Below are 22,687 nucleotides of genomic sequence, written 5' to 3'. Positions count from 1 at the left end.
AGAGCCGCATCATGGCGGCCCGGGACTGGGCTTATAGGCCGGGCGAGGGAGCGCCGCGCGGATCACGAGGCGACGCACCACCGAACGCATCGGGCGGCGGGAGGTTCCGTCGGTGCTGCCGGGCGGCGTCGAGCGCGCGATCCAACGTCTCGGGGTCGCGCACCGTCCGGCGCGTGGTGACGCCTTGCGCGTGCTCGTCTAGGCTCGCCCTGAGACGGTCTGAGCGTATGGCGTCTTCGACGGTGATGAGGTTCGGGCGGATCAGCGCGTCAAGCCCGGAGTGATCCTCCACGATGGCGAGGGTGCGGGCGTGGGCGAACACGTCGCCGGGGATCTGTGACCAGTCGATCACCCATCCGGCATCGCGGGCGAGCTGGTTGAAGAAGACATGCTGACTGCGTGTGTTCGCGTCGCGGAACGGGTGAATCGCGGTCGTCTCGCCCCACACCCACGCCAGGCCGTCCGAGAACGCATCCGCGTCGAGGCCACGCAGGTAGTCACGCTCAGCGAGTGCGCCGAACACGCGCTCCGTCTCGGGAACGATGAACTGTGGTCGGCAATGCGCGATGCCGGTGCCGCCAGGGTGCGTGTCGGTGGTACGAATCTCGCCACCCCAGGAGTACATATCTTGCGTCAGGTAGGCATGAACCGCCTGCAAGTGCGGCAGATCGAAACCGCCCGCGATGGGGTGTTCGCGGAGCGCACCCATGCGGGCACCGATGAAGTCAGGCTCAGCATCTTTCCAGTCGTCGTAGTCGGTGATGCCGAACCTGTTGACCAGAACATCGCTGCCCGGATAGGTGTACCGATCAGGCATCGCGACGCCGAACGGTTCAGGCGGTGCAAGCGGCCAGGCGTGCGCGCGTGCGGACGGCGATCGCTTCGACAGCCTGGTCCACGGTGATCTCGCCGCGCACCTGGCGGGCAAGAAGCTCCAGCCCCTCGGGGGTCATTTCCTCACCGGCGGTCTGCTGCCCGGCCTGCACCTCAGCGAGAACACGCTGAACGTGCGCCTCGGACACGCGAGTCTTCGTCGCCATGATAGGTGCCTCCTTGTGGTCGGCTTCGTGAGTTCAGTCTACGCAGCACGTCCGACATCACGGAGGAAGCCCCCGGGTTCCCGCTGGACATAACGAAAAATAGGCCCCGATGGAACCCATTTTCGCTGTGCGCGAGGGGGGACTTGAACTGTTCCGTTCCCCCTCGCACACAAAATCGCAAATCGGCGTTCTGCCGCATGATTCCGCCATTTCTGCGAAGTCTGCCTGTGGATAACTGCATTGCGATTCACGACCTAGCAGCGTCGGTAGCACATGAGTTAGCACATGAAATGCGCCGTGTGCCCTGCGGCCGCGTCGCCTCGCCCGCGCGAACTTCACGCCGCAAGTTTTCTGCTGGGGGCAGCTGCGCGGATCATCTTGCCCAACGCGGCATCCTCGCTCAGAGATTCCAGCGGCTCACCGCTGAGTAAGCGCAGCCGAACGCCGTCACCTATCGGGGTGCCTTGGTGCTTCGGCTCGGGGTGGCCAAGCATGACCCGCAAGAGAACTCCCCATGATCGTGAGGGCACCCCGAGCAGCACCGGCACTGCGCGGTCGCGGCGTAGCGACTCGACCGCAGTTGCTCGTGACCCTAAATCACCAAGCCGATACGCCACATGCTCAACGCAATCAATCACAAGCACCGCATCCCAGCCCGCAGACACGAACAGCCCTACAGTCTCCGAGAGAGCGGCGGCGACTCGTTTGTCATCGGCGCTCGGTTCGTCGTCCTCTTGCATCGTGGAGTTGATAGCCAAAGCGGGATGATACTCAGCAATGCCCTCTCGTTCTGCGAACCGTACAGCGTCATGGAAACCGGCGATCCGGCTCGTGTGGCGCGCCCGGTTGGTCGCCACCAACAGCCCAGCGGCTCGAATCTCAGCCTTGCAGGTGATCTGCACGGCGCGCGTGACAACGGCCCTTGACCCCTGATCTTGGACACGCTGATTCCAGCACGGCGCTGGGGAAGCGAGAATCCAAGGGATGGCAAGGAAGAACTACACGGATGATTTCCGGCAGCGGGCGGTGGATTTGTATGAGTCCACGCCTGGTGCGACGGTGAAGGGCATCGCGGCGGACCTCGGGATCTCCCGCGGCGCGTTGCGGGAATGGGTCGAGAAGCACGGCACCGGGACAACGACTGCTTCGACGTCGGTGCCGGCGTCGGGGCGGTCGGAGTCGCAGGCGGCACGGATCATCCGGCTCGAGGCCGAGCTGGCCGCGTCCGAGGCGGAGAAACGCAAGCTGGAGACGGAGCGGGACATTCTCCGTCAGGCGGCGAAGTATTTCGCCGGGGAGACGAACTGGTGAACCGCTTCCAGTTCGTTGAGGACCACAAGGACGCCTATTGCGTGAAGCGGTTGTGTGAGGTCATCGAGATCGGAAGGTCGTCGTACTACGCGTGGCTTGCCGCAGCGCCGGGACGCGCCGCTCGCGCGGCCGACGACGCGGCCCTCGCCGATCGCATCCGGGTGCTGCAGGACCCCGGCCAGGGCGGCGACCGCGCCTACGGGGCACCCCGGATCACCGCTGACCTCAACGACGGCGTCACGCCCGCCGAGCGGGTGAATCACAAGCGGGTCGCCCGGGTGATGCGCGAGCACAAGCTTGCCGGGATCCGGCTGCGCCGGCGGGTGAAGACGACGATCCCTGACCAGTCTGGCCGTCGCTTCCCTGACCTCATCGGTCGGGACTTCTCGATCGGTGAGCCGAACCGCCGGTACGTCGGCGATATCACCTACCTCCCGATCGCGGATGGCACGAGTCTCTACCTCGCGACCGTGATCGACCTCGGGTCGCGGAAGCTCGCCGGTTGGCAGATCGCCGACCACATGCGCACCGAACTCGTCGAAGACGCCCTGAACGCAGCGGCCCGTGATCGCGGGTCGCTGGCCGGCACCGTGTTCCACAGCGACCACGGATCGGTCTACACCTCGAAGGCCTACGCCGAGCTCTGCGAACGGCTGAAGGTCACGCAGTCCATGGGCGCGGTGGGGTCGAGTGCCGACAACTCACTGGCGGAGAGCGTCAACGCCGCACTGAAACGCGAACTCCTCGAAGGCGCTACCGCGTTCCCCGAGCAGGCCACCGCCTACCGCGCCGTGTTCCGCTGGGCAAACCGCTACAACACCCGCCGACGCCACTCCGCGATCGGCCAGATCACCCCGAACACCTACGAAACCGCCTACGCGGCCGCGAAGTCAGCTACCCTCACGGAAGCGGCATAAACGAAACGACACCGTGTCCACGATCGAGGGTCAAGGCCCGGGGATGCTCGACCAAGACACCACCCTCGCCCTGTTCACCGTCGCCGCCGAGACTGGCGCAACGCTCGCGCTCGTCGGGGATCGCGCGCAACTGCCCGCAGTCGGCAGAGGCGACGTGCTCGACATGGCCGCACAACTACGGGGGCGCACGTTCGACATGGCCGAGGTACACCGCTTCACCAACCCCGAATACGCCGAAGTCACCGTGCAGATGCGCGACCGCCGCAACCCCGCCCAGGTGTTCGACCGCCTGCGCGAACTCGGGCTGATTAGGCTGCACGCGGATGCCGACAAGTTGCGCGAACACCTCGCCGCCAGCAGGCGAGACGGCGAAGCCGTCACCGTGGCATCGAACGACGAGGCGGCACGGTTGAATGACCGCATCCGAGACGAACGCACTCGCGCGGGCGTCGTCGACGACACCACGACGGCGAGCGGCAGCGATGGTCTGAGCATCGGGCGGGGTGATCTGATCCAAACCCGCAAGAACAGCGCCGACCTCGGGGTGGCGAACCGGCAGCAGTGGATCGTGCAACACGTCGAGACGGATGGTTCGCTGTGGGTACGCGACGCACACAGCGACCGCAAACGCGAACACACGATCCACCTGCCCGCCGAGTATGTGCGCGAGCACACCCACCTGTCCTACGCCGCGACCGCCTACGGGGTGCAGGGCGTCACCGCGCCCGCCTCGCACACGGTTCTTGGAGAGCAGATGGGCGGCGCTGCGGTGTACGTCGGCATGACCAGAGGTCGAGAGAGGAACACGCTGCACGTCGTCGCCGACGATATGGCCGACGCCCGGCAGCAGTTCGTCGCGGCGATCGAACGCGACCGCGCCGACCGTGGCCTTGCCGACGCGACCCAGCGCGCTGCCGAGGAAGTCGCCGGACTGATCGCAGACGGCCCGGTGCGGTTCGTGAGTGACGAGATAGCCGCACTCCAGCAGCGGGCCGCGACCGCTGAGGTGCAGGCTGAACGCTGGCGGCGGGTCAGCACCGCCCTCGCCGATCTGAACCAGCGCGAGACAGCAATACGCGAGGCCGCCAGAGCAGCCGAGCAGACGGCAAAGCAGCACGCCGAGCGGGTGCGTGTCGAGGTCACCGCTCCGATCGTTTCGGCAGCGAGGTTGACGCTCGCAGAGTGGCAGGAGGCCGAAGCCGCCGAGCAGGCCGCAGGTGAACAGGTGCGGGGATCATCGTGGTTCGGGAAACGCCGCGCTCGCGACGAGCATGAGACCGCCAAGATGCGAACTCATGAAGCGCGCCAGCAGGTGGCGAGCGAGTGGGGTGAGCTACCGTGGTGGAACGAACGCGCCGACACCTGGGTCGAGCGAGTCACCCGCCCGAAGATCGACGCCGACCCCCGCGCGGTCGAGGCCGAGCAGGAGCGCCGAGCGGCGCGTGACGAAGTCTTGAGCAGGCCCGAGCGGGCACAGACGGCACGCTTGGCGGCGTTCGGTCGCGTCTTCGGCGCAGAGCAGGTGTTTCGCAATCGCGAGGCCTACCTGAGCACCGACCCTGCACAGCGCGCGGAGAGCGCAGCACAGACCGCGAAGGACGCGAGAGCAGAGTCCGAGCTACTGCGCTCGCTCACCCCCACCGAGGCAGTCGCACGAATCGAGCAGACCCGCGCCGCTGAAGCCGCCCGCGAAGCGCAGCAAGCCGAGCAGCGACGTGCTGCCCTCTACAACCCGAGCCACCATCGAGCCTCCCCAGGCCAGGCACTGCCCAGCCGAGGACTCTGGCTGTAGCGCGCTGAACCCGGCACGGGCCTCTAATACGGCGGGGCGGGGCAAGACGAAACCCCGGCGATGTGGCGTAGCCAGGGATCGTTCCGGGGTCTTCGTCGTCTATCTTAGCCGGTGCCCCGATAAAATCAATCGCAATGGATGAGTTCTCGGAAAGCGACTACGACGACCTCCTGTCACTGGTGACAGCGGAGCGTCTCGGGTCGTATGTGCGCGCCACGGGTGGCACGACTGCCGAGGCATTCGCGCTCTACGAGTGGAACATGCGTGCCTCCGCGAGCATCATTGAGCTGAGTTCCATCGTGGAAGTCATCACGAGGAACGCGATCGACCAGCAATTGCGAGAGTGGGCGCGCACCCGAGCGGGTGGCCGTTCCTGGCTTGACGCGGCTCCGCTCGACTCGCGTGGACGCGCCGACATCGCCAAGGCGCGTGATCGTGCGACGCTTCGAGGTCGCCGCCCAGAGGTTCACGGGCGCGTGGTTGCGGAGCTGACGTTGGGATTCTGGCGCTATCTCGCGGAGGCCCGCTATCTCACTTCGCTCTGGGTTCCCGCCGTACATCTGGCCTTCCCCTTCGGCGACTCGAATCTGCGTCAGCGTCAGCGGGATGTCGCCTTCCGGTTGCAGCAGTTGAACTTCGTGCGCAACCGCGCCGCGCACCACGAGCCGATCCACCAGCGTGATCTTCTCAAGGACAACGCGCTGGCGATGGAGTTGGCCGGGTGGGTCTCGCCCGCGGCCGCTCGCTGGGCGATGAAGGTATCGACGGTGCCGATGATCGTTGCGGAACGCCCCCAGTCGTAGGCGTCGGGCGCGCAGAACTACGAATCCGGCGCGTCACCGCTCATCACGTTGTGAGCGGGGTGGTGTCGATTCGGCATCACCGCAGTGTGCCGACTACGAACCGTTGGGCGTGGTGTCTGCGAAGAGCGCCAAGAACTTTTCTCGCGGGATCACGACCCGTCTGCCGAGTTTCACGGACGGGATCGACCCGTTGTCGATGCTCGCCGTGATCGTGCGGGGATCGACCCCGAGCGCCGCCGCAGCCTCCGCCCGCGTAATGACCGCGTTACGGGAGGCCCGTAAGTCGTCCAGCGTCACCGATATGTCTCTCGTCACCCTGCCTGCCGTTCCTCATCAAGCGTCTAGAGTTCCCAATAAAGTACAGTACGGTGCTTGACGAGTCAAGAGCGGGCATGTACGTTCCTAGTATGGAAACAGAACGAGTGCGGGGAAACCCCGCCGGAATCACGCACGAGCACGTCGCCCAGAACCTCCGCACCGCACGCCAGGCCATCGGCATGAACGTGCGCACCGCCGCCCGGCTGATGACCGAGGCGGGCCGGAAGCTCGCCCCGTCGGGGATCAGCAAGATCGAGAACGGCGACCGGCGCGTAGACGTGGACGACCTCACCGCCCTGGCCTACATCCTCCGCACCACACCCGCAGCACTCCTCACGCCGCCTGCTGAGGCGGTCACGCTGACCGGGGTGCCCGAGTCGTTCCTGCTCGAAGAGATTCAGGCATGGGTCGCAGGTGCCGTGAAGCTCACCACCGAGGACTTGGTGCGCTACTGGAAAGAGCAACGCTTCCAGGCGATCAACTCGGCGCGCTGGGCCGAGGAAATGCTCGCCAAGTACGACCGCGGCCAGGTCGGTATCACGCCGCGCGAGGTGTACCAGGAACGCTACGACGTGCAGACAGCGCGCGAGGAACACGCCACCGGCAGGTTGTTGCAGCTCGACCCGAATGCCTCGCTCGCATTCGAGTAACGAACCACCAGGAGAGAAAGGAGCGGGGCTATGGCACCAGCCAGTAACCCGCCGCCCGATAAGGCGGCCGCGAGCAGCGTTGAGGGGGTGAAGTATAAGCAGCAGCGACGTTCCCGGTCTCGTCATCAGGGATCGCTGGGCGACTACCAGACCCGCAAAGGGCGGCGGTGGAAGTTCCAGATCTATGTGCTGATCGACCCCGAGAAGCCCGAGCTTGGCGAGAAGCGGCTGACCCGTGGCGGATTCACCGACCTCGAAGAAGCACAGGCCGCGCTCACCGAGGCGCTGCGGAAGAAAGCGAGGAACGAGAAGTTCCAGGGCAAGACCCCCACGGTCGGCGTATACGCCGAGCATTGGGTGTCGAGCTTGCGGCTGGCCGATTCCACGATCAAGGGGTATCGGAAGATCATCCGCAACCACATCACCCCCGACCTGGGCCACATCAGGATCGACAAGCTCACCGCCACCCGGATCGGCTCCCACTACCGGGAGTTGGAGAAGAGCGGGCGCAAGGACGAGTACGGCAAAGGCAAGCCACTGTCGGCCAACAGCATCCACAAGGTGCATGTCGTCCTCGGCGCGATCCTCGACGCCGCTATCGACGACGGGCTGATCCAGGTCAACCCGGCGAAGAAGAAGCGCACCGTGAACGCCCCGAAGTCATCACAGGTGCGGGCGCAGAAACCAGAGATCGTGACGTGGACGGGCGAGCAGTTGCAGACGTTCCTCGCCTGGAACGAGAAGGAACTGCAAGACGAGCTGTTCCCGCTGTGGCGACTAATCGCCTACACAGGAATGCGACGCTCGGAAGCTCTCGCGCTCAGATGGAACGACATCAACTCCAGAACTGGCAGGGTCAGCATCCGGCGAGCGGTGAACACCGAGGACTGGACGACCACCAAGACCACCAAGACGGGCAACGCCCGCGTGATCGACGTGGACGCCGCGACCCTCAAAGTGCTCGCCTCCTACAAGGTCGCACGCGCCGAAGTGTCGTTCAAGCTCGCGGGGGCCGATGCCTATGTGTTCGGTGACGACGAGGGCAAGCTGCGCTCACCCGACGCCATGACGAGCCGCTGGGATCGCCGCATGAAGTGGCTCGCCAAGCTACACCCGACGCTGCCCCGCGTGACGATCAAGGGGCTGCGCCACACGCACGCCACACTCCTGCTGGAGTTGGGCGAGCATCCCAAGGTGGTACAGGAGCGTCTGGGGCACTCCACCATCACCACCACGATGAACATCTACAGCCATGTCAACCCAACGATGCAGAAAGCCGCAGCAGACCGCTTCGCGGCCCATCTCGGTGGGGCTTAGCACATATCTCAGCATATGGCACGAAAATGACCCCCAACCCGGTGATCTAAACCCCAGGTCAGAGGCCATTTTCCATTCGTGCGCGAGGGGGGACTTGAACCCCCACGCCCTATACGGGCACTAGCACCTCAAGCTAGCGCGTCTACCTATTCCGCCACCCGCGCAGAGTGGTTTCGGTTGTCGCAACCAAGGATCGACCTTAGCACGTCCCTCCTCGCAACCGGCAATCGGGCCACTACCCGATCGAGACGTCGAACAGCAGACCCAGCAGATAGGTGACGGCGGCAGCACCGTAGCCGATCGCGAGCTGCCGCAGGCCGCGACGCAGCGGCGACACGCCGGAGAGCAGCCCGACCATTGCGCCGGTCGCCGTCAGCGCGAGGCCGACGAGGACGAGCGCCAGCACGACGGCGGCGACGCCGCTGAGCCCGAAGATCCACGGCAGCACGGGAACGACAGCCCCCGAGGCGAAGAACAGGAAGCTGGATGCCGCGGCCCCGAGCGCGCTGCCGACGACCTCGTGGTGGCCCCCGGCATCCGTCGCGTGGCGCGACGCGATCGGCTGCCCTGCTTTCGCGGCCTCGACCTTCCGGCGGGCACGCTCCAGAGCCTCGGCCTCGGGCACGCCGCGCGTCCGGTACACCAGCGCGAGCTCGTTGGCGTCGAGATCGAGGTCGGACAGCGCGTCGTCGGCGTAGTCGCTCGGCTCGGTGGCATCGAGCAGCTCACGCTGCGAGCGCACCGAGACGTACTCCCCCGCGCCCATCGACAGGGCGCCGGCGAGCAGGCCCGCGATGCCGCTGAACAGCACGAACTGCGACCCGACGCCGGTCGCTCCGATGCCCATCACGAGCGCGAGGTTCGACACGAGCCCGTCGTTCGCACCGAACACGGCGGCGCGGAAGGTGCCCGACAGCCGCCGGCGGCCCCGCGCGGCGAGACCACGCACGACCTCGCGATGGATCTTCTCGTCGGCGACCATCGTCGCCGTGGCATACGGCTCGGTGCCGTACGGCGAGCGGCCCTCGGCGTTCTGAGCGAGCGCGAGCACGAAGATCGAGCCGAAGCGCCCCGCCATCCACCCAAGCAGCCTCGAGCCCGGGCTCGGCGACGGCAGCCTCGCCGGCTCACCGCCGAGCAGCGCCAGCCAGTGCGCCTCGTGTCGGCCCTCGGCGTCGGCGAGGGCGAGCAGGATCTCGCGCTCCTCGCCCTCACGCCGTCCGGCCAGCTCGCGGTAGACCTGAGCCTCGCTGCGTTCGTCGACGAGGTAGCGCGCCCAGCGGCGGCGGTCCTTCGCGGTCGGTTCAGGGGGTGTGCTCACGGGGTTCCACGGTATCGGCGGGGCGGGGCGCCCTCGGCATCCGCGGCGACATTGCCAGCATTTCGGGGCTCCGAACCGCGCTTCGCCACTGCGCGGGGCGCGAGGGCTCAGGCGCGGACGCGGGCGCGCAGCACCTCGATGCGCGCCTGCAGCTGCGCGACCGTCGCGCGGGCGACTTCGGGCCCGCCGCAGATGCGCCGCAGCTCGGCGTGCACGGCGCCGTGCGGCTCGCCGCTCTGCCGCGCGTACAGTCCGACGAGGCTGTTGAGCAGCTGCCGCTGCTCGCGCAGCGTGCGGTGCAGCGCGGGCGGCAGCGCGCCCTCCGTGACATCGCCGGCCTCCGCGGCGGCGCCCTCGCGCGCCTCACGCGCCCGCCGGTGCCGCCCCTGCCTGGCCTGCCGCTGCATGAGCAGCTCGTGCACGTGCTCGGGTTCGAGCAGCCCCGGAAGGCCCAGGAACTCCTCCTCCTCGGGCGTGCCCGGCACGGCGAGCTGACCGAACTCCTTGCCGTCGTAGACGACCCGGTCGAAGTGCGCGATCGAGCCGAGAGCCTGATAGCTGAACTCCTGCTCGAGCTCGTCCGAGGCCTTCTCCTCGCGCTCGGCGGCATCCAGCAGCTCGTCGTCGAGGCCGTCGTCGTCGCGGTCGCGGTCCAGGGCGTGGTCGCGCTCACGCTCCAGCTCCCCCGCGAGCGCCAGCAGCACCGGCACGTTCGGCAGGAAGACGGATGCCGCCTCCCCACGCCGCCGCGCCCGCACGAACCGGCCGACCGCCTGCGCGAAGAACAGCGGCGTCGATGCGCTCGTCGCGTACACCCCGACGGCGAGGCGCGGCACATCGACCCCCTCCGACACCATCCGCACCGCGACCATCCACCGGGTGGTCGCCTGCCCGAACGTCTCGATGCGCCCCGACGCCGCCTTGTCGTCCGAGAGGACGACCGTCGGCGCCTCGCCGGTGATCTCGCGCAGGATCGCGGCGTAGGCCCGTGCGGCGGTCTGGTCGGTCGCGATGACGAGACCCCCGGCATCCGGCACGTCCTGGCGCACTTCCGAAAGCCGCCGGTCGGCGCTGCGGAGCACCGCCGGGATCCAGTCGCCCTCGGGGTCGAGCGCGGTCCGCCACGCCTGCGCCGTGACGTCCTTCGTGTTGTCCTGGCCGAGGTGGGCCTCGAGTTCGTCACCCGCCTTCGTGCGCCAGCGCATCTTGCCGGCGTAGACGAGGAACAGCACCGGACGCACGACGCCGTCGGCGAGCGCCCGCCCGTAACCGTAGTTGTAGTCGGTGCGCGACAGGCGGATGCCCTTCTCGTTCGGGTGATATTCCACGAACGGAATGGGCGCCGTGTCGCTGCGGAACGGCGTGCCCGACAGGAGCAGTCGCCGCGTCGCGCGGCCGTACGCCTCGCGCAGCGCGTCGCCCCAGCTGAGCGCGTCGCCGCCGTGATGCACCTCGTCGAGGACGACGAGGGTGCGGGCGTCGTCGACGAGGTGGCGGTGCACCGACGCCTTCACCGCGACCTGCGCATACGTCACGGCGACGCCGTGAAACTGCCGCGCGTGCATCCGCTGCCGGTTGCTGAAGCGCGGATCGAGACGGATGCCGACCCGCGCCGCCGCGTCGGCCCACTGCGTCTTCAGGTGCTCGGTCGGCGCCACCACCACGACGCGGTCGACGACACCCCGGCGCAGCAGCTCGGATGCCAGCCGCAGCGCGAACGTCGTCTTGCCGGCGCCCGGGGTGGCGGCCGCGAGGAAGTCGCGCGGACCGCATCCGACGCCGTCCGGTCCGTCGGCGGCGAAGTAGGCTTCGAGGGCCTCGGCCTGCCACGCGCGCAGGTTCTGTGCCGTTCCCCATGGGGCGCGCTGCGGGAACGACGGCGACAGGTGCTCGGCGGCGAAGCTGCCGAAGTGCTCCTGCTGCTGTCCGTCCACGAGTGACCACGATAGACGAACCCTCCGACGCCCTGTGACGCCCCGCGACACCCTCGGACCTCGCAGTGCGGGTACCCTCGGAGCGGACCAAAAGTCCCGCAAACAGTCAGGAGCGTCATGCGCAGAAACGAACCCACCCCCGACCGGCACCGCTCACCGTACGTCCCCAACGAGCAGGCGCATCCGTGGCGCCGCATGGTCGCGATCGGCGACTCGTTCACCGAGGGCATCGGCGACCCCATTCCGGGCACCGACGACGGCCACCGCGGCTGGGCCGACCGGGTCGCCGAGGTGCTCGGCTCGCAGGTCGACGACTTCGCCTACGCCAACCTCGCCGTGCGCGGCAAGCTCATCGGGCAGATCATCGCCGACCAGGTCGAGGCCGCGCTCGCGCTCACCCCCGACCTCGTCACCTTCTCGGCCGGCGGCAACGACGTCATCCGGCCCGGCGGCGATCCGGATGCCGTCGCCGCCCAGTTCGAGGATGCCGTCGCCCGTCTCGGCTCTCAGGGCGCGACGGTCGTCGTGTTCACCGGGATCGACACCGACTTCACGCCGGTGTTCCGCGGCATCCGGGGCCGCGTCGCGATCTACAACGAGAACATCCGCGGCATCGCCGACCGGTACGACTGCATCGTCGCCGACCAGTGGGCCCTCAAAGAGGTGCAGGACATGCGCTTCTTCGACGACGACCGCCTGCATTACAACGCGCTCGGCCACCACGAGGTCGCACGGATGGTGCTGCGCGCGCTCAACGTGCCCAACGACCTGCAGCCGCTGCAGCCCGACCCGCTGCCGACGCTCACCTGGCGCGAGGCGCGCGGGAACGACCTCGTCTGGGCGCGCGCGCACCTCGTGCCGTGGGTGCTGCGGCGCCTGCGCCACCAGTCGTCGGGCGACAACGTCACCGCCAAGCGCCCCGATCCGCTGCCGGTGATCACCGAGGCGCCGGGTCGCGACCGCGCGGCCGGGCCGGGTCGTCCGGTCTGACCCGGGCGTTTCGTCTCGCTGCGCTCGCTCAACGACCGCCTACCTCAAGGCCCCCTACCTCAGAGCCCACAGGGCGACGGCAGCGGCCGAGGCGACGTTGAGCGAATCCACCCCGCCGGCCATCGGGATGGTGACGACGGTGTCGGCGGCATCCATGGCGTGCCGCGACAGGCCGTCGCCCTCGGCGCCCAGCACGAGTGCGACCCGCTCCGGCCGGCCCGCGGCGAACGCATCCAGCGGCACGGCACCGTCGGCGAGCGCGAGCGCCGCGAGGTGCAGGCCGGCGTCGTGCAGGATGCCGCGGGCCTCACCCCACCCCGCGGGAAGTCGCGTCCACGGCACCTGGAACACCGTGCCCATCGACACCCGGACGCTCCGCCGGTACAGCGGGTCAGCGCAGCGCGGGCTCACGAGCACGGCATCGGCGCCCAGGCCCGCCGCGGCGCGGAACGCCGCCCCGACGTTGGTGTGGTCCACGATGTCTTCGAGCACGAGGACGAGCCGCGCGCCCGCGACGACGGAGGCCACCGACGGCAGCGCGGGCCGGTGCATCGCGGCCAGCGCGCCCCGGTGCACGGCGTAGCCGGTCAGCGCTTCGGCGACGTCGTCGCTCACGACGTACACCGGCGCGTCGCCCGCGAGCGGCGCCGCATCGGCGAGCCACTTCTCCTGCACGAGCACCGAGCGGGGGCGGTGCCCGGCGGCGACGGCCCGGGCGATGACCTTCGCCGACTCGGCGATGTACAGGCCTCCGGCCGGCTCGAGCACCCGCCGCAGCGCGACGTCGGTGAGGTCGCGGTAATCGGTCAGCCGGTCGTCGGCCGGCTCATCGATGCGCACCACAGGCATGGCCTCATGGTCGCATGTCATCGCACGGGCACGCGTAACATGCCCGAAAAACGAGGCGCGTAGGCTCGCAGCATGTCCACCGTGCTGGAGTTCGACGCACAGACCTCCGTCGCGCTCGATCGGGCGATCGACGCACTGTCCGGCCGTCGCATCGCGGTGCTCACCGGCGCGGGCGTCTCGACGGATTCGGGCATCCCCGACTACCGCGGCAAGGGATCGCGCACGCGCACCCCGATGACGGCGCAGCAGTTCCTCTCGAGCGAGGCCGCGCGACGCCGCTACTGGGTCGGCAGCCACCTCGGCTGGCGGGCGTTCGCGAGCGCCGACCCCAACGCCGGCCACGACGCCCTCGCCGCGCTGGAGCACGCCGGCATCGCGACCGGCGTCGTCACCCAGAACGTCGACGGCCTGCACCTGCGCGCCGGCAGCCGCCGCGTCGTCGAGCTGCACGGCACCATGCGCCGCGTGATCTGCACGCACTGCGGCCAGGTGTTCGACCGTCGCGACCTCGCGCACCGCGTCGAGGCCGACAACCCCTGGATCACGACTCCGGATGCCGTCGAGCTCGGCCCCGACGGCGACGTGCTGCCGGCATCCAGCGACGGCTTCGTCGTGCCCGCGTGCAGTGTGTGCGACGGCGTACTCAAGCCCGACGTCGTCTTCTTCGGCGAGTACATCCCGGCGGTGAAGTTCCAGGAGGCCCAGCAGCTCCTCGCCGCCAGCGATGCCCTCCTCATCGCGGGGTCGTCGCTCGTGGTGAACTCCGGCATCCGCCTGCTCGAGCGGGCGCGTCGGCGGCGCCTGCCGGTCGTGGTCGTCAACCGCGGCGAGACCCGCGCCGACCGCGCCGCGACGGTGAAGATCGATGCCGGCACGAGCGAGATCCTGAGCGCCCTCACCACCGCTCTCAGCCGCTGACAAGCGTCGGTCACATAGGCTTCCGGGGTGACGACTCTCCTCCTCGTGCGCCACGGCGAGACCGACTGGAACGCGCAGCGCCGCATCCAGGGCTCGACCGACATCCCGCTCAACGACGAGGGCCGCGCCCAGGCGCAGGGCGTCGCCGAGCGGCTTGCGCAGCAGTTCGCCGGCATCCGTCCCGTCGTCGTCGCGAGCGACCTGTCGCGGGCGCGCGAGACGGCGAAGGCCATCGCCGCGGCCGTCGGCGCCGAGCCGCCGCGCCTGTACCGGCAGCTGCGCGAGCGCTCGTACGGCGTCGCCGAGGGGCTGACGGATGCCGAGTATCTCGCCCGGTTCGGCGCCTGGAACCGCGACAACGTCCCCGAGGCCGAGCCGACCCCGCACCTGCGCCGTCGCGCCGTCGCCGCCGCCCGCCGCGTCGTGCGCGATGCCCGGCGCCGCCACGCCCCGCTCGACGTCCCGGTGATCGCGGTCAGCCACGGCGGACTCATCCGCGAGCTGATCCGCCACGCGTCGGGCGACACGCTGCCGCGGGAGGGCGAGCGCCTGGCGAACACGTCGACGCACACCTTCCTGGTCGAGCGCGACCGCCTGAGCCTGCACGCCTACGCCGCCGTTCCCGTCGGCTGACGCCGTCGCGGCCGCGCCGCGCCGTGCCGCGCTGCGCCGCGCTCATCCGGCACAAAACACGGCCATCCCGCGGAATAGACACGATTCGCGACCGACCACGCCTGCGCCAGCGGCCGCCGCGGGCACGACGCGCGCCCCACTCATCCGACGCAAAACACGGCCATCGCGGCCGATAGCCACGGTTTGCGACGGATGGCGCCACCGACGCCGTGCCTCGCCGCGCTCATCCGGCACAAAACACGGCCATCGCGGCGAATAGACACGATTCGCGACGGACCACGCCTGCGCCCGCGGCCGCCGCGGGCACGACGCGCAGCGCAGCGCTCATCCGGCACGAATCACGGCCATCCCGGCCGATAACCACGGTTTGCGACGGATGGCGCCACCGACGCCGCACCGCGCAGCGCAGCGCTCATCCGACGCAAAACACGGCCATCCCGGCGAATAGACACGATATGTGACGGACGATGCCGACGGGCCCGCGCTCAACCGGCACGAATCACGGCCATCCCGGCCGATAACCACGGTTTGCGACGGATGGCGCCACCGGCGCCGCGCCGCGCCGCGCCGCGCTCAACCAGCACAAAACACGGCCATCCCGCGGAATAGGCACAATTCGCGACGGACCACGCCTGCGCCAGCGGTCGCCGCGGGCACGACGCGCAGCGCTCATCCGACGCAAAACACGGCCATCCCGCGGAATAGACACGATATGCGACGGACGATGCCGACGGGCCCACGCTCAACCGGCACGAATCACGGCCATCCCGGCCGATAACCACGTTTTGCGACGGATGGCGCCACCGGCACCGCACCGCACCGCGCAGCGCAGCGCAGCGCAGCGCAGCACCTCGCCGCGCCGGGCTCATCCGGCGCAAAACACGGGCACGGCGGCGAAGAGGCACGATTCGTGACGGATGGCGCCGGCGGGTGCGCGCGACACCAGGAGGCGCCCGTCGCGAGGCGCGGCCGGGTCAGCGGCCGGCGCGGGCGAGCAGGATGCGGGCCTGACGCAGCACGACCTCGTCGACCATCCGCCCGCGGTGGCGGAACGCGCCGGCGGAGGTGTCGGCGGCGGCGAGCACCCCGCGCGCCCACTCCCGCTGCGCCGCGGACGGGCGGTATGCGGCGCGGACGACCTCGACCTGGCCGGGGTGGATGCAGGCCGTGGCGGCGAAGCCGCTGGCGGCGGCATCCTTCGCCTCGCGGCGCTGCCCGCGCTCGTCGGCGATGTCGAGGTGCACGGCGTCGATCGCCGCGATGCCCGCGGCTCCCGCCGCCACGAGCACGCGCGAGCGCGCGTAACGCGCCACGTCGCGGTATCCCCCGCCCTTCTTGCGGCTCGACGTGCCGCCGAGCGAGGCGACGAGATCCTCGGCGCCCCACATCAGCGCGGAGACGTTCGGCTGGCGGGCGATCTTCTCGGATGCCGCCACCCCGCGCGCCGTCTCGCACAGCGCGATCACCTCGAATCGCGGGTCGAGACGACCGATCTGCCGGGGCGACTCGGCCTTGGCGAGCATGATGCGCCGGTAGTCGGTCTGCGACAGCGTCGCGAGATCCGCCTCGACCTCCGGCGAGTCGAGCGGGTTGATCCGCACGATCACCCGCTCGGGGTCGAGGTCGGAGTCGATGAGCGCGCCGCGCGCGGCGACGCGATCGGCGGGCGCGACGGCGTCTTCGAGGTCGAGGATGACGCCGTCCGCACGGGCGGCCGCCTTCGCGTACCGGTCGGGCCGATCCGCCGGGCAGAACAGCAGCGCGGGGCCGAGCGCGAAGCTCACGACGGCTCCGCAGAAGGTTCCGACGACCCCGACGCCAGCCGCATCAGCGCGACGCGGGTGGCGGTCGCGACGACGACGCCGTCCTGGTTGCGGCCGGTGTGGGCCATCGTGACGAGCCCCTCGCCGGGTCGCGAGTTCGACAGCCGTTTGGCGACGATCTCGGTCTCGGCGTAGAGCGTGTCCCCGGCGAACAGCGGATGCGGAAACGACACGTCGCACAGGCCCAGCTGCGCGACGAGCGTGCCCTGCGTGAGCTGCGACACCGACAACCCGACGAGGGTCGCGAGCGTCCACATCGAGTTCATCAGGGGGCGGCCGAACGGCTGCGTCGCGGCATACGCGGCATCGACGTGCAGCGCCTGCTGATTCATCGTGAGCGCCGAGAAGAGCGCGTTGTCGGCCTCGGTGACCGTGCGCCCGGGCCGGTGCAGGAAGCGGTCGCCGACCTCCAGTTCGTCGTAGTAGCGGCCCCGCTGCACCTGGCCCCGCGGTCGTTGCTCGGTCACGGTCGCCACGCTACCGGGTCAGCCCCAGTGCCCGCGAGACCACCAGCAGCTGCACTTCCGACGTGCCCTCGCCGATCTCGAGGATCTTCGCGTCGCGATAGTGCCGCGCGACGGGATACTCGTTCATGAAGCCGTTGCCGCCGAAGATCTGCGTGGCGTCGCGCGCGTTGTCCATCGCGGCGTCGCTCGCGGTGAGCTTGGCGATCGCCGCCTCGACGGCGAACGCACGCCCCGCGTCGCGCAGGCGCGCGGCGTGCAGCCAGGCGAGCCGCGCGAGGTGCACGCGCTGCTGCATGCGCGCGAGCATGAACTGGATCGACTGCCGTGAGCCGAGCCGTTCCCCGAACACGACGCGACTGGCGGCGTAGTCGAGCGCGGCCTCGAGGCACCCCTCGGCGGCGCCCGTGGACAGCGCCGCGATCGCGATACGCCCCTCGTCGAGGATGCTGAGGAAGTTCGAGAATCCGCGCCCGCGCTGCCCGAGCAGGTTTCCGGCCGGCACGCGGGCGCCCTCGAAGACGAGCGGATGCGTGTCGGAGGCATGCCAGCCGACCTTGTCGTACGCGGGTCCGACCGTGAACCCCGGCGTACCGGTCGGCACGATGATCGTCGAGATCTCCTTGCGGCCATCGCCCGTGCCGGTGACGGCGGTGACCGTCACGAAGCGCGTGATGGCGGTGCCGGAGTTCGTGATGAACTGCTTCGCGCCGTCGATGACCCACTCCCCGTCCTCGAGGCGCGCCGTCGTGCGGGTGGCCCCGGCATCCGACCCCGCTTCGGGTTCGGTGAGGCCAAAGCCCGCGAGCGCCCGCCCGGACAGCAGGTCCGGCAGCAGTTCGGCGCGCTGCGCGTCGGTGCCGAAGCGGAACACCGGCATGGCGCCGAGGCTCACCCCCGCCTCGAGCGTGATGGCGATCGATTGGTCGACGCGCCCGAGCGCCTCGATCGCGAGCCCGAGCGTGAGGTAGTCACCGCCCTGGCCGCCGACCTCCTCGGGAAACGGCAGGCCGAACAGCCCCAGCTCCCCCATCTCGGCGACGAGGTCGAGCGACAGCGTCTTGGTGCGGTCGGCCTCGTAGGCCTGCGGTGCGACCCGCTCGTCGGCGAAGCTGCGCACGAGCGTCGCGAGCTCGCGCTGTTCATCGGTCAATCCGTACCCGGACAGGTCCAGGGCGCCCATGCCATCTCCCTCGCTGTCGCGTCGTCACGCCGCCGGGCCCGCTGCGCACGGTCGATATCGATGCGATATCGGTGTCGCTGCGGCGCTGGTGAGCGCCGGCGGCAATGGGTTAGTGTGCACTAACCCGACACTCCAGGTTAGCGAGGATTAACTGGAATGACAACGCACATCGCCGCCACGCCGCGCGACCTGGCGAAAGCCGAGCGCCATGACGCGCTCCTGCGCGAAGCGGCCCGGCTGTTCGCCGCCCGGGGGTTCGACGGCGTCAGCCTGGAAGATCTCGGCGCGGCCGTCGGGATCACTGGCCCCGCCGTCTACCGGCACTTCCGCAGCAAGCGCGCGCTGCTGGGCGCGATCCTGCTGCGCGCGAGCGAGGATCTGCTCGCCGGCGGCCGCCGCGTGCGGGAAGAGGACGACGACCCGCACCGGTGCCTGCGCGACCTGATCGACTTCCACGTCGACTTCGCCGTGACCGACGCGGAGGTCATCCGCGTGCACGACCGCGAGCTCGCCACCCTCAGCGACGACGATCGTCACCGCGTGCGGCGGCTGCAGCGCGAATACGTCGAACTGTGGATCGGCGTGCTGCAGCGGGTGCACCCCGACCGCACCGAGAACGACCTGCGCCTGCGGGCGCACGCCGGATTCGGCCTCATCAACTCGACCCCGTACTCGGTGCGGGCGCTGCGGGAGATCCCCGAGGATGCCGAGGTGCACGACATCCTCTCCGACATGGCGTACGCCGCCCTCGCGGCGCACTGACCCCCTCACCCGAACAGCATCGCCCGCCCGGGATCGGTCAGCACGTCGCCCACCGCACGCAGGAACCGCGCGCCCTGCTCGCCGTCGACGAGGCGATGATCGAACGACAGGCTGAGGGTCATGACCTCGCGGAGGGCCAGCTGCCCGTCGTGCTCCCACGGGCGCCGGCGCACGGCGCCGAGGCCGAGGATGCCGGCCTCCCCCGGATTCAGGATCGGCGTGCCGGCATCGACCCCGAACACGCCGAAGTTCGTGATCGAGAACGTGCCGCCCGACAGCGCCGCGGGGCTCGTCCGCCCGGCCCGCGCCACCCGTGTGAGCTCGCCGACGGCATCGGCGAGCTCGACGAGGGTCAGCGCGCCGGCATCCGGGATGTGCGGGACGATGAGCCCGCGCTCGGTCGCCGCCGCGATGCCCAGGTTCACGAAGCGGTACTGCACGATCTCGCCGCGCTCCTCGTCCCACCGGGCGTTCAGGCTCGGCTCGGCGCGCAGGGCGAGACAGGCCGCCTTGGCCGCGACGGTCAGGATGCCGATGCGATGATCCGCCAGCCGCGGGTCGGCGCGCAGGCCCGCCACGAGCCGCGTCGTCGCGGTGACGTCGACCTCGAGGAAGATCGTCACGTGCGGAGCCGTGAAGGCACTGCGCACCATCGCGGCGGCGGTGTGCTTGCGGACGCCGCGGATGGGGATGCGCACCTCGCCGTCGCCGCGCGGGTGCGGCGCGGTCGCCGGCGCGGAGGCCGCGGGTGCGGCCGCGGCCAGCGACTCGACGTACCGATCCACGTCCTCGCGGCGGATGATCCCGCCGGACAGCGCGAGGGATGCCTCCACCAGCGCGAGGTCGACACCGCGCTCTTTCGCATACACCCGCACCGGCGGGGTCGACCGCGGGCGCTCGTGGCGCCGGTCGTCGGCCGGCGCCGGGGCGACGATGTCGTGCGGCGCGTCCGCGAGAACCGCGTCGGCGGCCGTCCGCGTCGCCGGGCGCCCGCCGCGGGCGCGCCGCTGCGGCCGGCCCGCGGGGCGCGGGGCGGCGCCGTAGCCGACGAGGTTCGGGACGGCCTGCTCCGCCTCCCCCGCCGCGGGCACGGGCGTCGAGCCCTCCCCCGCCGGCGACCCGGCACCGCCGACCTCGAACGCGATGAGCGGCGCGCCGACCGCGACGACGTCGCCGGCGGTGGCGCGCAGCGCCGAGACGGTCCCGGCGAACGGCGAGGGCAGTTCGACGACCGCCTTGGCCGTCTCGACCTCGGCGATCGGCTGGTTGAGGGCGACCGCATCACCCTCGGCGACGAGCCACTGCACGACCTCGGCCTCGGGCAGCCCCTCGCCGAGGTCCGGCAGCAGGAACTCGGTGATCACGACGACACCTCGCTGAGACTGTTCGGCCGATCCATCACCCGGTCGACGGCGTCGAGGATGCGGTCGAGGTCGGGCAGGTGGTGCTTCTCCAGCTTGGCCGGCGGATACGGGATGTCGTGCCCGGTGACGCGCTGCGGCGCGGCCTCGAGGTGGGTGAAGCACTGCTCGGCGACGCTCGCGATGATCTCCGCGCCGACGCCGGCCTCGCCGCCGGCTTCGTGCGTGACGACGAGGCGCCCGGTCTTGCGCACCGACGCCGCGAGCGTGGTGTAGTCGACCGGCGAGATCGAGCGCAGGTCGACGACCTCGATCGAGATGTCGTCGTCCTCCGCGGCGGTGGCGGCATCCATCGCCGTCACCACCTGCGCGCCGTAGGTCGCGAGCGTCACGTCGGCACCCTCGCGCACGACGCGGGCGAGACCCATCGGCGGGCAGTCGGCGATGTCGGTGTCGAGGTCGACGTCGCCCTTCGCGTGATAGAGCCGCTTGGGCTCGAAGAAGACGACCGGGTCGTCGCAGGCGATGGCCTGCTGCAGCATCGTGTAGGCGTCGTGCGGGTTCGACACGGCGACGACCCGCAGGCCCGCAGTGTGCACGAAGTAGGCCTCGGGCGACTCGGAGTGGTGCTCGGCGGCGCCGACGCCGCCCGCCCACGGGATGCGGATCGTGATCGGCATCTTCACGTGGCCGCGCGTGCGGTAGTGCAGCTTGGCGACCTGGCTGACGATCTGGTCGAAGGCCGGGTAGACGAACCCGTCGAACTGGATCTCGACGATCGGCCGGAACCCGCGGATGGCGAGCCCGACCGCCGTGCCGACGATGCCCGACTCGGCCAGCGGCGTGTCGATGACGCGCTTCGGGCCGAACTCGTCGAGCAGGCCGTCGGTGATGCGGAAGACGCCCCCCAGCGTGCCGATGTCCTCACCCATCACGAGCACGCGGTCGTCGCGGCGCATCGCGACGCGCATCGCGGCCGTGAGGGCCTTGCCCATCGAGAGCTGGCTCATCACGCACCCGCCTCGTCGGCGAACCCCTCCAGGTAGGCGGCGAACCGGTCGCGCTGCCGGTCGATGCCGGAGTGCGGCTCGGCGTACACGTGGTCGAGGACGGCGAGGGCGGGCCGGCTCTCGGCGGTGACCGCGGCCTGGCGCATGCGCGCGGCGAGCGCGTCGCCCTCGGTGTGGACCTCGGCGAGGAAGCCGTCGTCGCACTCGCCCAGTGCCCGCAGGTACGCCTCGAAGCGGTGCAGCGGGTCGCGGGCGCGCCACTTCTCGACGAGTTCGCGGCTGCGGTACCGGGTCGGGTCGTCGGAGGTCGTGTGCGGTCCCATCCGGAACGTGACCGCTTCGAGGAACACCGGCCCCCTGCCCGAGCGGGCGTGATCGAGCGCCCAGCGCATCGCGGCCGTGCAGGCCAGCACGTCGTTGCCGTCGACGCGCATGCTCGGGATGCCGTATCCCGGCGCGCGGCCCGCGAGGGGGAACCGCGACTGCACCGTCACCGGCTCGGAGATCGCCCACTGATTGTTGGAGCACACGAACACGACGGGCGCCTGGAACGACGAGCCGAACACCATCGCCTCGGCGGTGTCGCCCTCGCTCGTGGCGCCGTCGCCGAAGTAGGCGACCGCGACCTGGTCGCCGCCGTCGCGCTGGATGCCCATCGCGTACCCGACGGCGTGCAGGCTCTGCGCACCGATGATGATCTGCGGCGTCGCGACGTTCAGCAGGTAGGGGTCGAAGGTGCCCTGCACCTCGCCGCGCCAGCCCAGGACGAGGTCGGCCGGCTGCGCGCCGCGCACCACCAGGACGCCGAGTTCGCGGTAGCTCGGGAAGAGGAAGTCGTCGTCGCGGCACGCGCGGGCGGTCGCGACCTGCACGGCCTCCTGGCCCTCGGCCGGAGGCCACAGACCCAGGTGCCCCTGCCGCTGCAGCGCGAGGCCCTCGGCGTCGAGCCGGCGGGTCAGGGCCATGTCGCGATACAGCCCGCGCAGAGCCGCGGCGTCGAGGTCGGCGACCCAGCCGTCGAGGCGCGGATCGCGCAGCCGCGTGCCGTCGGGGGCGAGAAGTCGGGCGGTGTCGTCGAGCGCTGTCGCGACATCGTCCATGGTCAGGGTGTGCATCGTCGCCAGCCCCTTTCTGTCCGCGGCGCGTGCTCTTGTGGGGCGCGCCCGCATCCGGGTTCCCGGCGTCGTCGCCGGACATTCGAAGGGTACGTCGATATCGCACCTAGCTCAAGCATCCTTGCCATGGTTGAGCATGTTGCACAATTGTTATCGACCCTTCCTGCTATTGTTGG

Annotated in this window: 22 protein-coding genes and 1 tRNA gene; 9 read left to right on the top strand and 14 right to left on the bottom strand. The window is 70.1% G+C overall.

The features are described from left to right. Nucleotides 1-31: 31 nt before the first annotated feature. From QM720_RS11055 to QM720_RS11045, 3 genes are all read right to left on the bottom strand, one after another. Nucleotides 32-817: a Fic/DOC family protein gene (locus QM720_RS11055; RefSeq protein WP_415126496.1), complete on the bottom strand. Its 786-nt coding sequence runs from the start codon at nt 815-817 to the stop codon at nt 32-34. A gap of 16 nt (nt 818-833) precedes the next feature. Further along, entirely contained in the window at nt 834-1,040 is a 207-nt protein-coding gene (locus tag QM720_RS11050; RefSeq protein ID WP_415126494.1) for a hypothetical protein, read from the bottom strand. A 335-nt stretch (nt 1,041-1,375) separates the two neighbouring features. After that, nucleotides 1,376-1,942, bottom strand: coding sequence for a hypothetical protein (locus QM720_RS11045; RefSeq protein WP_415126492.1), 567 nt, complete (start codon nt 1,940-1,942; stop codon nt 1,376-1,378). An 82-nt stretch (nt 1,943-2,024) separates the two neighbouring features. Here QM720_RS11045 and QM720_RS11040 point away from each other — a divergent pair. The 3 genes from QM720_RS11040 to QM720_RS11030 all read left to right on the top strand — a co-directional run bounded on the left by QM720_RS11040 (nt 2,025) and on the right by QM720_RS11030 (nt 5,863). Beyond that, a protein-coding gene (locus QM720_RS11040) for an IS3 family transposase (protein WP_415125651.1) occupies nt 2,025-3,268 on the top strand; the annotation gives its coding sequence in 2 pieces (ribosomal slippage) (nt 2,025-2,331 and nt 2,331-3,268; 1,245 coding nt in all). A gap of 43 nt (nt 3,269-3,311) precedes the next feature. Further along, complete coding sequence (locus tag QM720_RS11035; protein WP_415126490.1) at nt 3,312-5,060, top strand: AAA family ATPase; 1,749 nt, start codon at nt 3,312-3,314, stop codon at nt 5,058-5,060. Between the two features lie 134 nt (nt 5,061-5,194). Then, nucleotides 5,195-5,863 carry a hypothetical protein gene (locus QM720_RS11030; RefSeq protein WP_415126488.1) on the top strand — a complete coding sequence of 223 codons (669 nt, stop codon included), beginning with the start codon at nt 5,195-5,197 and terminating at the stop codon, nt 5,861-5,863. Nucleotides 5,864-5,956: 93 nt separating this feature from the next. Here QM720_RS11030 and QM720_RS11025 read toward each other — a convergent pair whose 3' ends face one another. After that, a complete protein-coding gene (locus tag QM720_RS11025) occupies nt 5,957-6,160 on the bottom strand; it encodes a helix-turn-helix domain-containing protein (protein WP_415126486.1) in 204 nt (67 codons plus the stop codon). A 110-nt stretch (nt 6,161-6,270) separates the two neighbouring features. Between QM720_RS11025 and QM720_RS11020 the strand changes: the two genes are divergently transcribed. Both QM720_RS11020 and QM720_RS11015 read left to right on the top strand, forming a co-directional pair. Continuing rightward, a complete protein-coding gene (locus QM720_RS11020; RefSeq protein ID WP_415126484.1) occupies nt 6,271-6,831 on the top strand; it encodes a helix-turn-helix domain-containing protein in 561 nt (186 codons plus the stop codon). 30 nt (nt 6,832-6,861) lie between these two features. After that, nucleotides 6,862-8,148 carry a tyrosine-type recombinase/integrase gene (locus tag QM720_RS11015; protein WP_415126482.1) on the top strand — a complete coding sequence of 429 codons (1,287 nt, stop codon included), beginning with the start codon at nt 6,862-6,864 and terminating at the stop codon, nt 8,146-8,148. Nucleotides 8,149-8,227: 79 nt separating this feature from the next. Here QM720_RS11015 and QM720_RS11010 read toward each other — a convergent pair. From QM720_RS11010 to QM720_RS11000, 3 genes are all read right to left on the bottom strand, one after another. Beyond that, nucleotides 8,228-8,312: transfer RNA gene (locus QM720_RS11010), tRNA-Leu, on the bottom strand. Between the two features lie 71 nt (nt 8,313-8,383). Next, entirely contained in the window at nt 8,384-9,469 is a 1,086-nt protein-coding gene (locus QM720_RS11005; RefSeq protein ID WP_415126480.1) for a VIT1/CCC1 transporter family protein, read from the bottom strand. A 107-nt stretch (nt 9,470-9,576) separates the two neighbouring features. Continuing rightward, complete coding sequence (locus QM720_RS11000) at nt 9,577-11,403, bottom strand: DEAD/DEAH box helicase (RefSeq protein ID WP_415126478.1); 1,827 nt, start codon at nt 11,401-11,403, stop codon at nt 9,577-9,579. A gap of 117 nt (nt 11,404-11,520) precedes the next feature. Between QM720_RS11000 and QM720_RS10995 the strand changes: the two genes are divergently transcribed. Continuing rightward, nucleotides 11,521-12,393 carry an SGNH/GDSL hydrolase family protein gene (locus tag QM720_RS10995; RefSeq protein ID WP_415126476.1) on the top strand — a complete coding sequence of 291 codons (873 nt, stop codon included), beginning with the start codon at nt 11,521-11,523 and terminating at the stop codon, nt 12,391-12,393. A gap of 54 nt (nt 12,394-12,447) precedes the next feature. Here the strand turns inward: QM720_RS10995 and QM720_RS10990 are convergent, their stop codons facing one another. Further along, nucleotides 12,448-13,242 (bottom strand): TrmH family RNA methyltransferase, encoded by a 795-nt coding sequence (locus tag QM720_RS10990; protein WP_415126474.1) that lies wholly within the window; start codon nt 13,240-13,242, stop codon nt 12,448-12,450. 72 nt (nt 13,243-13,314) lie between these two features. On the opposite strand from QM720_RS10990, the gene QM720_RS10985 reads away from it, so the two are divergent. After that, nucleotides 13,315-14,160, top strand: a complete 846-nt coding sequence (locus QM720_RS10985) for a Sir2 family NAD-dependent protein deacetylase (protein ID WP_415126472.1) — start codon at nt 13,315-13,317, stop codon at nt 14,158-14,160. Nucleotides 14,161-14,187: 27 nt separating this feature from the next. Continuing rightward, nucleotides 14,188-14,793 (top strand): histidine phosphatase family protein, encoded by a 606-nt coding sequence (locus QM720_RS10980; protein ID WP_415126470.1) that lies wholly within the window; start codon nt 14,188-14,190, stop codon nt 14,791-14,793. A gap of 974 nt (nt 14,794-15,767) precedes the next feature. Here QM720_RS10980 and QM720_RS10975 read toward each other — a convergent pair. From QM720_RS10975 to QM720_RS10965, 3 genes are read right to left on the bottom strand one after another with little or no spacing between them, the layout of a single operon-like run. Continuing rightward, nucleotides 15,768-16,577 carry an HpcH/HpaI aldolase/citrate lyase family protein gene (locus tag QM720_RS10975; RefSeq protein WP_415126468.1) on the bottom strand — a complete coding sequence of 270 codons (810 nt, stop codon included), beginning with the start codon at nt 16,575-16,577 and terminating at the stop codon, nt 15,768-15,770. Beyond that, a complete protein-coding gene (locus tag QM720_RS10970) occupies nt 16,574-17,083 on the bottom strand; it encodes a MaoC family dehydratase (protein ID WP_415126466.1) in 510 nt (169 codons plus the stop codon). Before QM720_RS10970 ends, QM720_RS10975 begins: the two co-directional genes overlap by 4 nt. Nucleotides 17,084-17,093: 10 nt before the next feature. Next, nucleotides 17,094-18,263 carry an acyl-CoA dehydrogenase family protein gene (locus QM720_RS10965; RefSeq protein WP_415126464.1) on the bottom strand — a complete coding sequence of 390 codons (1,170 nt, stop codon included), beginning with the start codon at nt 18,261-18,263 and terminating at the stop codon, nt 17,094-17,096. 156 nt (nt 18,264-18,419) lie between these two features. On the opposite strand from QM720_RS10965, the gene QM720_RS10960 reads away from it, so the two are divergent. Beyond that, complete coding sequence (locus QM720_RS10960) at nt 18,420-19,025, top strand: TetR/AcrR family transcriptional regulator (protein WP_415126462.1); 606 nt, start codon at nt 18,420-18,422, stop codon at nt 19,023-19,025. A 5-nt stretch (nt 19,026-19,030) separates the two neighbouring features. On the opposite strand, the gene QM720_RS10955 is transcribed toward QM720_RS10960, so the two are convergent. From QM720_RS10955 to QM720_RS10945, 3 genes are read right to left on the bottom strand one after another with little or no spacing between them, the layout of a single operon-like run. Beyond that, the gene (locus QM720_RS10955; protein ID WP_415126460.1) at nt 19,031-20,389 is read right to left on the bottom strand and encodes a dihydrolipoamide acetyltransferase family protein; all 1,359 of its coding nucleotides are present in this window, start codon (nt 20,387-20,389) and stop codon (nt 19,031-19,033) included. Further along, a complete protein-coding gene (locus tag QM720_RS10950) occupies nt 20,386-21,396 on the bottom strand; it encodes an alpha-ketoacid dehydrogenase subunit beta (protein WP_415126458.1) in 1,011 nt (336 codons plus the stop codon). The genes QM720_RS10955 and QM720_RS10950 overlap by 4 nt, the downstream gene beginning before the upstream one ends. After that, on the bottom strand, nt 21,396-22,511 hold the full coding sequence (locus QM720_RS10945) for a thiamine pyrophosphate-dependent dehydrogenase E1 component subunit alpha (RefSeq protein ID WP_415126456.1): 1,116 nt from the start codon (nt 22,509-22,511) through the stop codon (nt 21,396-21,398). Before QM720_RS10945 ends, QM720_RS10950 begins: the two co-directional genes overlap by 1 nt. Between the last annotated feature and the right edge of the window lie 176 nt (nt 22,512-22,687).

It is taken from the genome of Microbacterium sp. (assembly GCF_047602155.1).
In the GTDB taxonomy this organism is placed as follows: Bacteria; Actinomycetota; Actinomycetes; order Actinomycetales; family Microbacteriaceae; genus Microbacterium.
Note: the sequence above shows the minus strand (reverse complement) of the source record. Positions and strands in the feature narration are given on the sequence as shown.